Below are 11,714 nucleotides of genomic sequence, written 5' to 3'. Positions count from 1 at the left end.
TGGCTCTGGCCGCCGCGTTGCCAGTGAAACTGCAGCCGGATGCGGCCGTCGCGGTCGGTGTGCACCGGCTGGCCCGCTTCGCCCACCACGATCGCGCTCTGCGTGCCCTGCACGCTGGGGCGCGGGCGCAGCAAGCGCCCTTGCTCGGTGCTCAGGGGCGCGCGCCAGGGCAGTGCGGTAGGCAGAAGGGTGAAACTGTTGTGATAGAGCGGCGCCTCAGGCTGTTGAGGAGGCGCGCCGAAGGTGCTCGCGAGTTTCTCGGTGAGACTCGCCCCAAGATTGTTGCGGGCCTGGTGGCGGACGCGAATCACCGCGTAACGATTGCGATCCGCCTCGTTCTGCGCCTCGGGCGCATCTGCATCGAAGTGATCGAGCAAAGTGAAACGGCTGCCGGGGGTGAGGCTGCGCACGGCGCTTTCACCGATCAGTGTCTGGCGCTGAGCCTCGATGGACTCCTGCAGGCAGCGGGCGAAGCGCTCGCCCGTTTCGCGATCGGGCCAGGCATAGGCGCCCGGCGTATCGAAGCGGGTCAGCGGCATGCTGGCGACCTGCTCGTCGGGCAGCCCCGGGGCACTGGAGAGACGCGCGTCCAGGCTGCGGTAATCCCAGCTCGCGAGCGACACTGCATGGCTTGCCAGCGCGCGTTGCGACACCAGATGCTGGATCGTATCGGCCGCCTCGGTGGCGTCGGAGCGGTGAAAGCGGATCGAAGCCTGAGGGTTGTCCGCCAAGGCATCCATATGGTCTGCAATCACCAGCGTGTGGCTGGCCTCGGCGGCGCTCGCCCCGCTTGCGTGCTCGAACCAGGCATACAGCCCCTCTTCGGCCAGCAGGCGCTGCACGAAGGCCAGATCGCTCTCGCGATACTGGGTACACACCGAGCGCTTGCGATACACCGAGGCATCGGCGAGCGCCCAGCGCCAGGCCGGGTTGAGGCTAGCCTGACCGAGATAGTCGGCAAACACGGATTCGACGATCTCGATGACCGACATGTCATGGAAGACATAGCTATCGCGCCGATGGGCAAGAAAGGCCAGCCAAGGCTCCACCGTGAGGCGGTAATAGCCGAAGGCACCATCGGCAGCGAGGGCTTCGAAGTGGGTGATGTGGCCGGAGAGGGGGCGCAGGGCCGTGCGTGACTGGGCCGTGAGCAGCTCGATCAGCAGTGGCTGGCCGAGCCAGTCGGCCGCTTGCAGACGGGTGTTGGGGCTCAGGGCGAGCAGCTCGAAGCGGAAGCCTGGGCCATCCTCCCGGGCGGGGATGATTTCTTCGACGCCCTCCAGGCGTTCGGCGAGCAGGGAGACAGTCTTGTCTGCCGTATGCAGGCGAAGCAGGCGGGAGCTGTCGGAGTGGCCGGCTTGCAGCAGTTGGCGGACGTCGTCGGCGAGGCTGGAGAGGTCGGTGTTCATGGTTGTTGTGTGGCTGTAGGTAAGGTGGCGCGGTTTCAGGCCAGCTCCCAGAACCAGACTTCCTTGCAGTTGAAGTAGCAGTTCGAATTGCAGAGCACGCCGAGGTTGCTTGGCTCGAGCAGGTCAATATGGCCGCCGCCATAACCGGTGATGCGGTGGAAGAAAACGATCCCGCGGCGCCTGGCAAGCTCATCAGGTGCTTTGCCTGGATCACTGAAAACCTGGGGCTTGCCGAGCAGACTGCGCAGGGCCAGTTGATCCGCCAGAAGCTTGGCGCCGGACTCGATCCGTTTGCCCTTGTGCTTACCCGCCTTGATCGGCAAGCGGCCTGTGAAGGCCACGCCTGAATCGAGCAAGGCCAGGCTCATGCGTACAGCGCAAGTGTTGATGTAGGCCGGATTCTGTTTGAGCAGCTCGCTTTGCTCGTAACCCACCGAGGCGTAAAGCGCTTCCCCGGAGCGGTAAGACGGGCTGGCATAGTTCGATGAAAAGTGAGCGGCCTTCAGCGTTGAGTAGGCGGGTTTCATTTCTTTTCCTTACAGGGGAGCGCAGCCTGCAGCCCCTCTTCGATCAGGCTTGAGGCACGGCGGCTCAGCTTCGCGGCGGGCTGCTTGCGCAGGTGCTCAAACACGATCTCGCGCAAGGTGACGGACTTGGCGATGCGGTAACTGCACCAACTCCGCCCTTCGCTGGCTTCCATCACACCGAGCAGATAAAGCTGGGCGCGTTCGCGGATGGCCGGGTCGCTATGGGTATAGGCCGCGAAAAAGTCCGTGCCGGAGAGATTCACGCTGTCGATGCCAGGATTCGGCGCTGCATCGGGCGCTGCCGATGCTGCAAGACTGGCTGCACAAAGCGCGACGCACAGAGCCGGTTTCAGCCGGCCACTCCACGCGCCTGGCGTTCCCGAAGCACGGCGCTGGCGTGCGGCTGAAGCCGCACCTACGGGGAGAACGTGGCGAACGTCAGCTGATCGCATACTTGAACTCACCCTTGTCGTTGGAACTGAGTTTGATCTTCTTGATCTCGCGCCCTTCGGCCATGCGCGAGAGCACGCTGCCCGCAATCTCGGGCAGCATCGTGCCGTTCAGGATGTTGTCGACGTTGCGGGCGCCGGAATCAACTTCGGTGCAGCGTGCGAGCACCGCTTCGACGAGGTCGTCGGTGTAGCTCATGGCGGCACTGTGGTTGGCTTCGACTCGGGCGGCGATGCGGTCGAGCTTGAGGCGGATGATTTGCTCAAGCACTTCATCTGCAATCGGGTAGTAAGGCACGACCTTCAGGCGGCCGAGGAAGGCGGGCTTGAAGGCTTTGTTGAGCTGGCCGCGGATCAGCGCATCCAGTTCTTCCGGCGTCGGGATCTCGTCGGCGCCCTTGTTGAGACAGGCCTGCATCAGGGCGCTGGAGCCGACGTTGCTGGTGAGGATGATGAGGGTGTTGCGGAAGTCGATCTCGCGGCCTTCGGCGTCGTCCATTACGCCTTTGTCGAAGACCTGGAAGAAGAGCTCCAGCACATCCGGGTGAGCCTTCTCGACTTCGTCGAGCAGCACGACGGAATAGGGCTTGCGGCGCACCGCTTCAGTGAGCACGCCGCCCTCGCCATAGCCGACGTAGCCCGGGGGCGAGCCCTTGAGGCCGGAGACGGTATGCGCCTCCTGGTACTCACTCATGTTGATGGTGATGAGGTTGCGCTCGCCGCCGTAGAGTGATTCGGCGAGCGCCAAGGCGGTCTCGGTCTTGCCGACGCCAGAGGGGCCGACGAAGAGGAACACGCCCTTGGGCTTGTTGGGGTCTTCGAGGTTGGCACGTGCAGTGCGTACGCGCTGGCAAATGGATTCAAGCGCAAAAGGCTGGCCGATCACCCGGGCTTCGAGCGATTCCTTGAGCTTGAGCACGGCCTGGATTTCGTCCTTGACCATCTTGCCGAGCGGAATGCCCGTCCAGCCCGAGATGATCTCGGCCACCACGTTGCCATCGACCTGCAGCGGCACCAGCGGGCTCTCGCCCTGCAGGCTGCGCAGCTCGGCGGCGAGTGCATCCAGTGCGAGCTGGGCGTCACTGCGTACGCTCTTGCCTTTGGCCTTGCCCTTTGGCGCTTCATCCGCCTCGGGGTGAGCCGCTTTCTGTTCGAGTGCCAGACGTTCGCCGGCGATTTTTTCGACGAGCTGCTTTTCCAGTTCCCAGCGAGCCTTGTCTGCGGTCAGCACTTCGCTGAGGCTGACATGCTCGGCATTCAGTGTCTTGATGCGTTCGGCATGATCCTGGCCGATGGCGCGCTCACGCGAGAGGGTGGCGAGTTCGGTATCGATGCGCGTGAGGCGCTTGCTGGTGTCTTCGATGCGGGCCGGCGTGGCGCTCTGGCCGAGGGCTACGCGGGCGCACGCGGTGTCAAGCACGCTGATGGCTTTGTCCGGCAGCTGGCGGCCGGTGATGTAACGGGCCGAGAGGCGCACGGCTTCGGTAATGGCTTCGTCGAGGATGCGCACGTTGAAGTGGCGTTCCATGAGCGCGGCCATGGCACGCAGCATGGCGCTGGCGATGTCCTCAGAGGGCTCTTCGACCTTGACGACCTGGAAGCGGCGGGCCAGGGCGGCATCCTTCTCGAAGTATTTCTTGTACTCGCTCCAGGTGGTGGCCGCGATGGTGCGCAGCTCGCCGCGCGCCAGCGCCGGCTTGAGCAGATTGGCGGCATCGTTCTGGCCGGCCTGGCCACCTGCACCGATCATGGTGTGGGCTTCATCGATGAAGAGGATGATCGGTGTAGAGCTTTTCTTCACCTCGTCGATCACATTCTTGAGGCGGTTTTCGAACTCGCCCTTCACGCTGGCGCCGGCCTGCAGCAGACCCATGTCCAGCACATGCAGGGCGACGCCTTGCAGCGGTGGCGGTACGTCACCTGCCGCGATGCGCAGCGCGAGGCCTTCGACCACGGCGGTTTTGCCGACGCCGGCTTCACCGGTGAGGATGGGGTTGTTCTGGCGGCGGCGCATGAGGATGTCGATCACCTGACGGATCTCGGTGTCGCGGCCGATTACCGGATCGATCTTGCCTTCTGCCGCGCGGGCAGTGAGGTTGGTGGTGAACTGGTCCAGTGCCGGGCTGCGGGCATGCCCCTGGCTGGCGGCTGCCATGTCTTCGGCATCCACTTCACTGGCGTCAGTATCATCGGCGCTTACGTTCTGCACGGCTTCATCGGAGCCGACAGTGAGTTCGACGAGCTTGTGCTTGATCTCGTCGAGCGGGAATTTCACGAACAGCTTGGAGCCACGATAGGCCAGCTGGGAGAGATCGGGCGCAGTGAGCAGGGCCAGCAAGAGGTGGCCCGAGCGGATCTGGTGATTGCCGGCTTCGAGCGAGGCGATCAGCCAGGCGTGCTCGAAGAGCGCCGGCAGGTGCTGGGAGAACACCGGGGTGCGGGTGTTGCCGTTTTTGAAGCGCTGGATCTCATTGGCCAGATCACGTTCGAGCGCGGTGATGCTGACGTCGAACTTGCGGGCAAGGCGCGAGAAATCGGAGTTGTCGGTTTCGCACAAGGCCAGGAACAGGTGCTCCAGATCGACCTCGAAATGCCCGGAGGACATGCACAGCGCAGCTGCACGCTCGGCGGCCTTGCGGCACGTGGGGTTGAGTTTGCTGATGAGAACCTTGAGATTGTTCGACATGATGTTTGGGTGCGCGGAATGAGTTGAAAAGAGGGGTCAGGCTGCGGCGTCGTGGCGGACTTCCCAGGCGAGGTCACTACGGTCTTCCTGGGTCATGCGGGTCAGCATCCAGGTGTTGTGGCCAAGGCGGGCCGGGATGCTGCCGCCGAGCTGAGTGGGGCGCACATCCTGGCGCCGCAGGATGGGGCGCACCGTGCAATCCAGTGTGATGCCGGTGAGCATGGCGAGCAGGCTGGTGATGGCGCGGGCGGCTTCACCGCCGGGCAGGAAACGGTCGAAATCTGCCCGCGCCAGCGGGCCGATCTCCAGTGCGATACCGGTTTGGCATTGCCACATGCGGGTGCCGCAGACGGTATCCACGCCCAGGCTCATGTTGGCAGCGCCGAGCATGCTTTGCTGGGCTGCCGGCAGATCGTGCCAGCGGCCGACGAACTGGCGCAGGCGCACCGGCACGCGGAAATAGTCCGCTACGATGCGTTCGATCAGATGGGCCGGGCGCGCACTTTGGCGGAGCGCTCCGGCGTAATAGGCCAGTGTTTCTGCCATCAGCTGGCGTGATGGATCGCAGACCTTTTCCTGGGTGCCAGCATTGCCGACGCCGATCAGCGAGAGCAGCATCGGCAGGAAGCGCTCACGCCGGTTGCGCTCGTACTGAAAGTGCAGGCGGTGCTTCTCCCAGGCGCGATAGAAGAGGGCGACGGCGCGGTTCGAGAAGATGTCGAGGAAAGCGCGTGCGCCCTTGTCGCGCTTGCGGAGCTCGCGCTCTATTAGATCTTCGGTATAGCCGCGCGGCAGCGTGCCGTTGTTGCCGGTGAGGCCAATGAAACTGGGGGTGAGGCGAGCCGCGATGATGCCTTCGCTGGCTGGGAGCGTGGCCTCGGCTGGCCAGGCCGGCGCTTCCGGTTGGGCTTCCTGGTAATCGAAATCCAGAGCCTCGATTTCGCTGGGGGCGAAACCGATATTCAGCGAATTGCCGAAACGGATGCGCTCGCCAATGATGCGCGAGGGTGCCTCATTGTGTTCCTGGCGGAAATGGGTGGCCAGCAGGCGCACGGCCTGAAAGAACTCAAATTTGTACGGCGCCTCACGCAGGCGCTCGATTACACCAGCGTTTGGTCGCCGTTGCGGGGTAGGCATCGGGTGATCTCCTCGCCATTTTCGTGATTGCACACGACGAGCTGGGTGAAGCTGTTGGTGTGGACATAAAGTCCGAAGAAGTGGTCTAGCAGGCGCGCGAACTGCTCCACGCTGGTGCCGACGAAGTGCTGGGTATTCACGCCGAGGCGGATCTCCACGCCCTTCACGAAGCTTGGGAAGGGATTGCCGGCGATGCGCGCGGTGACGACTTGATGCGAGATGCTCTGCAGCCCGTCGATGAGCTTGCGGGTGACCGGGGAGCGGGTGAGATCGTAGAGCGCGAGGGTTTCCTTGAGGGTTTCAAGGCCTGCTTCGGTGAGCGAGAGCTGGCCCAGAGAGAGATGGGAGATCAGGCGCCAGTGAGACTTGCTGCGATCGATGCGCACCGTCTGGCTGGGTTTTCTCAGCAGGCTGATGCTGCGGGCGACTGAGCCGCCTTCCATGAACAAGTCTCCACCCGCCATGCCGAAAGGCAGTTGCGCGGGCAGGTCACGGTTGGTGCAGGTGAGCTCTATGGAGAGGGTTTCAGTTTTCTCGGCGCGGGTATCGAAATCGATATCGACCACCGAGATTTCATACTCGAAACCGGGGCTTAGTTCTGCAACCTGCTCGTCGCGGCGAAGATGCCAGAAGCGTCCGCTGTTCTCGAGATTTTCGCCGTGGCGCAGGGCGTAATAAGGGCGGTAGTCCAGCACCGCTTCGCCGCGCGAAGTCTTCTCGACCTTGCAGACTGACTTGACGGCGTAGAGCTCGAAAGCATGGGCGCGCCGAGCGTCCGGCACCACGGGATAGCTGGATTTGGTATGGGTGACGCGGATCGGATCTGCATTTTGGTCGAACAAATTCACTACGGGTGTGCAGTGGGTGAGGATGTTCGAGGTGCTGACGCGCTCGAGCAGGCGGGCATCGCGGCTGTCGTCGTGTTGCGAACCGAGGATGAAATGCAGGCTGCAACGGCGGATGCCCGCAGGCAGCAGGGCACGCAGGGCCGCGTAGTCGAAATCTACGAAGTTGAACTTCTCCGGGAAGGCAAAGAACTCGGAGAGCAGGCGGTAGGCCAGATGAGAGCGGGCGTCGTAGTCGAAGAGTTCCTCACTGAGGCCGAAACCGACTGCCTGGGTGAAGCCGGCTCCCAGCCGATGCCAGCGGTATTCGCCCGGGATTTCGAGCACGATGGCCAGTGAGCGCGAGAGCAGGGCTTCGCGGATCTGCTCGACCTGCGAGCTCTCACCATCAATGAAGCAGCGCAGCTTCTGCAACTCGATGCTGCCCAGTGGCAACTGCTCGGAGGCAGAGCTTAGTCCGATGCTCAGCAGGGCCGCACTGCCCGTGGGCAGGGTAAAGCCGCGTGGCGGCGTGAAGCTCTCGGAATAGCCGACGGATTCGATACGTAGTGGGGACAGCGCCACATCAAACGCGGTGCGGAACTTGCAGCTGATGCCCTTCACTGGGCGGGTGGTGAGCTGGCTGCCACGCTCGATCCGGCTGATGCCGGAGAGCTGGGCATCGGCGCCGCCCAGGTCGAAGCGTGCGATCGAACAGGCGGGAAGGGGGCGCAGGTAGTGGGGGTAGAGCACATCGATGAACGAGGAGGTGAACTCCGGGAAGTCGTCATCGAGTTTTTTTTGCACGCGGGCCGAGAGCAGCGCGAAGGATTCGATCATGCGCTCGACGTGCGGGTCTTCGCAGGAGTCGCCGGATATCAGCAGGCGCGAAGCGACCTTCGGATAACGCTGGGCAAACTCGCGGGCGTGGCGGCGCAGGAAGGTCAGTTCCTGCTCGTAGTAGGGCAGCAGATCGCGCATGAGCTTCAGCGGACTCCGGACAGACCGCGGCTCTTGGCCACGGAGTACTGCAGGGTGTTCGGTTGTAGCAGCGCATCGAAGGTCACCGGCTCGCTGGCCGGATTGACGTAGAGCACGGCATTGATGCCGAACTGCAGGCAGCCGATGGAGCTTCGATCCGCTTCCAGGCGTACATCCACCTGGCGCAGACGCGGCTCGTGGTGTGCGATGGTGCGCTCCAGGGTGCGACAGATCAGGTCCCGATCAGCGGGATTGGCAAGGCTCAGACCCACGAAATCCCCCATGCCGTAACTGGCAACTGAGCGGTGGCTTTCGGGGAAGCGCTCGAAGCTGTCGGAAAACAAGGCGGCACGGCTGTTGAGCAGGGATTCCAGATCGCGGGCGACGGACTCCTTCAGCTCATCCACGGACCAGCGGCGCATCGGATCTGTTTCGGCACTGCGGTGAGGCGCGTCATCACGCAGACGCTCGAAGAGGGTTGGCAGAAATCCAGCCATGAACTGCTTTCAAACTAGAACTCGGAGGGGCAACAACCGGCGCGGGAGCGCCGGTTGCTGGAGGCTGCCTTACACGTCGTAAGTCGGCGTGTTCTTGGCCAGGCTCCACTTGGCAATCTTGTTGCCCTTGGTGCCGCCCTTGATGTCTTGCGCGGTGTAGGTCCACTGCACAGCGGCGTACTTCAGCGAGAAATTCTCGGTGGGGATGCCTTCACCACCCACGGCCGGAGTCACTGCGGCAATCAGCACGTTCTTGAGCTTGATCTCGAGGTACTTCACGCGCTTGTCGCCGTCGGCACGCATGAAATCAACGGTCACTTCGTCAAAGGTGTGGCCAGCCGAGCAGCCTTCCCACAGGCGGGGCGAGGTCAGATCGATATCCTTCACAAAAATCATCTCGCCGTGCTCGCAACGCTCGGCGGTGTGACCGCCCGCGGTGGAGGCGGTGGCCGACTTCGGTTGCAGGATCTGGTGCTGCCAGGAACCGACTTCAATCCATTCCTTGTGATCGTTGTCGCGGGATTCGCCCTTGACGTCGAACTTGCCTTTGAACTGAACGTAAATATCCTTCACTTGCTGCTCCTTCTAGGGGGTTAGTGATCAAGCGCCTTTTGCGGACTGCGGCAATTCGGCCACCAGGCGCAGCGAGACCGAAAGTTCATCGAGCTGGAAGTGCGGGCGCAGGAAAGACACCGCGCGGTACACGCCAGGGCGGCCCGGCACTTCGGAAACCTGAATCGAGGCTTCGCGCAGCGGGAACTGGGCCTTGGCTTCCTGCGATGCGCCGTCATCGAGCAGCACATACTGGGCAATCCAGTTGTTCAGATAGGTTTCGACGTTGCCGGCCGAAGCAAAGCTGCCGATCTTGTCGCGCATCATGGCTTTGAGATAGTGCGCGATTCGCGAGACGGCAAAGATGTACTGTAACTGCGACGACAGCACCGAATTGGCATTGGCCGAGTCGGTGTTGTACTTCTTCGCTTTCTGGGCTGACTGGGCGCCGAAGAAAGCGGCGTAGTCAGTGCCCTTGCAATGCACCAGCGGAATGAAGCCCAGATCAGAGAGCTCCTTCTCGCGGCGATCGGTGATGGCGATCTCGGTCGGGCATTTCAGCGCGACTTCGCCGTCGTCGGTCTTGAAGGTGTGGGTTGGCAGATCCTCGACCAGGCCACCACCTTCCACGCCGCGAATGGCTGCGCACCAGCCGAACATGTCAAAGGCATCTGTCAGGCGGGCAGCGAAAGCATAGGCGGCATTTACCCACAGGTACTTGCTGTGATCGGTGCCGTCTACATCTTCCACGTAGTTGAAGCCTTCTACCGGGGTGCCGTCTTTGGGGTGATAGGGCAGGCGGCCCAGGAAGTGCGGCAGGGTGAGGCCCACATAGCGGGAGTCATCGCTCTCGCGGAAGGATTTCCACTTGGCGTATTCGACGGTATCGAAAACCTTGCCCAGGTCACGTGGTTTGCCCAGATCGGTGAAGGTCTCCAGTCCGAAGAGCTCAGCTGAGGCGCTGGAAATGAAGGGGGCGTGAGCTGCAGCGGCGACATGCGACATCTGGTCGATGAAGTACATGTCTTCCGGCTGGCGGCCGATCTCGTAGTCGCCGATCAGGGCGCCGAAGGGGGCGCCACCGAAGGTGCCGAACTCTTCCTCGTACACTTTCTTGAAGAGCACGCTCTGATCGAAGTCGATGGCCGACTTGAAGTCCTTCACCAGATCCTTCTTATTGGTATTGAAGACCTTGATCTTCAAGGTGGTGCTGGTGGAAGACTGCTTGCACAGGTACTCAAGGCCACGCCAGGATGATTCCAGCTTCTGGAATTCTGGTGCGTGCATGATGGCTGAGAGCTGGCCGGAGATCAGTTCATCCAGCTCGGCAATGCGGGCATCCAGCGTTGCGGAGAGATTGTCCGAAACCACCACGGCACCCTCCATGACCTGGGAAACCAGCTCACTGATCAGGTCGCGTGCGCGCGAGTGTTCGGCCTGTGACTTGGCAACCTTGCTGTCGGCCACGATGCGGTCGAGCAGGGAGGCTGACTCAGCCGCCGGAGCGGCAGCCTGGAGAGCGGAAAGATTGGCGTTCATGGCTTACTCCTTGACACCGGTTTCCTGACTGATGACAGCCAGTTGCTCGGTGCTGGTCAGTACCTGTTGCAGGATGTCGTCGAGCTTTTCGTTACCGGCCAGCTTGCCGCGCAGGTCGGCTAGCTTGTTCCTGGCTTCGAGCAGCTTCTGCAGGGGCGCGACCTGTTGCACCACGGATTCCGGACGGAAGTCTTCCATCGACTCGAACTTGAGTTCGATGCCGAGCTCGCCGCCGGCCTCTGAAAGGGTGTTCTTGGCGCGGAATACGGTGCGCGGTGCCATGCCCTTCATTACGTCGTCGAAATTGTCCCCATCGATGCTGACGAACTTGCGATCCCGCAGGCGGGGCAAAGGGGCTTCCGGATTGCCGGAAAAATCGCCGAGCACGCCGACGACAAAGGGCAGTTCTTTTTGCTCGACGGCGTCGCCGATTTCCACGTCATATGAGAGCTGAACGCGGGGCGGGCGCACGCGCTGAAGTTTCTTCTGGATGCTTTCTGATTTGGCCACGATGGTCTCCGGATCAGTGTTTGGGGCAGCGCGGCTGCGCCTTACTTGAGGGTGCTGAAGGGGCTGCCGCCCGCAGCAGGGGCTGCGGCAGGCTTGGGCTGAGAGGCCGGGGTGCCGGCGCTGGCGGGCTGGGCAGCGGGCGCCGACTCCGTCTTGCCCGTGGAGCGGGGCTTGGCCTTGGTTTTGGACTTCGCTTGGAGGTCTTCGAGCGGCACCAGCTGATCCTGAGCCAGGGTTTCGCGCAAGGCGCGAGCCAGACGCTCAGCCTCCGAGCGGTTGGAGCCGCGCAGCATGCTGTCCTGGCTCATGTCGCTGATCGCGCGGATGGCAACACGCAGGCTGGCCACGACAGCGATGGCCTTGGCCTGTTTGTTGGCCGGCTCACGTTTCATGGCTTCATCCGCTGCCTGGATGGCGGCAGGGTAGTTGTCCGCGTCGAAATGCAACTGGGCTTGCTTGAGCCACGGAGTTGCATCAGCAGGGTTGTTCTTCGATGCGCTCTCGAGCAGGGCGACAGCTGTTTCGCGGTTGCCCGAGTTCAACGCGGTCTGCGACTCTTCGATCAACTGAGCGGTTGTTTTCGGGGCAGGCGTTTGCGGTGAT

At 62.5% G+C, this 11,714-nt stretch carries 11 protein-coding genes; all 11 read right to left on the bottom strand.

Translation table 11 applies throughout. The features are described 5' to 3' along the window. A partial coding sequence (locus Q3Y64_RS19200) for a type VI secretion system Vgr family protein (RefSeq protein ID WP_303564494.1) occupies nt 1–1,409 on the bottom strand: 1,409 nt, incomplete at its 3' end. A gap of 35 nt (nt 1,410–1,444) precedes the next feature. Beyond that, entirely contained in the window at nt 1,445–1,936 is a 492-nt protein-coding gene (locus tag Q3Y64_RS19195; protein WP_303564491.1) for a T6SS effector amidase Tae4 family protein, read from the bottom strand. Beyond that, nucleotides 1,933–2,199: a Rap1a/Tai family immunity protein gene (locus tag Q3Y64_RS19190; protein ID WP_303564488.1), complete on the bottom strand. Its 267-nt coding sequence runs from the start codon at nt 2,197–2,199 to the stop codon at nt 1,933–1,935. The genes Q3Y64_RS19195 and Q3Y64_RS19190 overlap by 4 nt, the downstream gene beginning before the upstream one ends. A 175-nt stretch (nt 2,200–2,374) precedes the next feature. After that, entirely contained in the window at nt 2,375–5,071 is a 2,697-nt protein-coding gene (tssH, locus tag Q3Y64_RS19185; RefSeq protein ID WP_303564484.1) for a type VI secretion system ATPase TssH, read from the bottom strand. Nucleotides 5,072–5,107: 36 nt separating this feature from the next. Then, a complete protein-coding gene (tssG, locus tag Q3Y64_RS19180) occupies nt 5,108–6,208 on the bottom strand; it encodes a type VI secretion system baseplate subunit TssG (protein WP_101944283.1) in 1,101 nt (366 codons plus the stop codon). Then, nucleotides 6,172–8,013: a type VI secretion system baseplate subunit TssF gene (tssF, locus tag Q3Y64_RS19175; protein WP_101944282.1), complete on the bottom strand. Its 1,842-nt coding sequence runs from the start codon at nt 8,011–8,013 to the stop codon at nt 6,172–6,174. The genes tssG and tssF overlap by 37 nt, the downstream gene beginning before the upstream one ends. Before the next feature lie 5 nt (nt 8,014–8,018). Continuing rightward, nucleotides 8,019–8,510 (bottom strand): type VI secretion system baseplate subunit TssE, encoded by a 492-nt coding sequence (tssE, locus tag Q3Y64_RS19170; protein ID WP_101944281.1) that lies wholly within the window; start codon nt 8,508–8,510, stop codon nt 8,019–8,021. A gap of 69 nt (nt 8,511–8,579) precedes the next feature. Then, nucleotides 8,580–9,083 carry a type VI secretion system tube protein Hcp gene (locus tag Q3Y64_RS19165; protein WP_101944280.1) on the bottom strand — a complete coding sequence of 168 codons (504 nt, stop codon included), beginning with the start codon at nt 9,081–9,083 and terminating at the stop codon, nt 8,580–8,582. Between the two features lie 27 nt (nt 9,084–9,110). Beyond that, nucleotides 9,111–10,601, bottom strand: coding sequence for a type VI secretion system contractile sheath large subunit (gene tssC, locus Q3Y64_RS19160; RefSeq protein WP_101944279.1), 1,491 nt, complete (start codon nt 10,599–10,601; stop codon nt 9,111–9,113). Nucleotides 10,602–10,604: 3 nt separating this feature from the next. Continuing rightward, entirely contained in the window at nt 10,605–11,111 is a 507-nt protein-coding gene (gene tssB / locus Q3Y64_RS19155; RefSeq protein WP_101944278.1) for a type VI secretion system contractile sheath small subunit, read from the bottom strand. Between the two features lie 41 nt (nt 11,112–11,152). Next, a complete protein-coding gene (locus tag Q3Y64_RS19150; RefSeq protein ID WP_143707467.1) occupies nt 11,153–11,653 on the bottom strand; it encodes a tetratricopeptide repeat protein in 501 nt (166 codons plus the stop codon). Nucleotides 11,654–11,714: the final 61 nt, after the last annotated feature.

The organism is Uliginosibacterium sp. 31-12 (assembly GCF_030548425.1).
In the GTDB taxonomy this organism is placed as follows: Bacteria; Pseudomonadota; Gammaproteobacteria; order Burkholderiales; family Rhodocyclaceae; genus Uliginosibacterium; species Uliginosibacterium aquaticum.
Note: the sequence above shows the minus strand (reverse complement) of the source record. Positions and strands in the feature narration are given on the sequence as shown.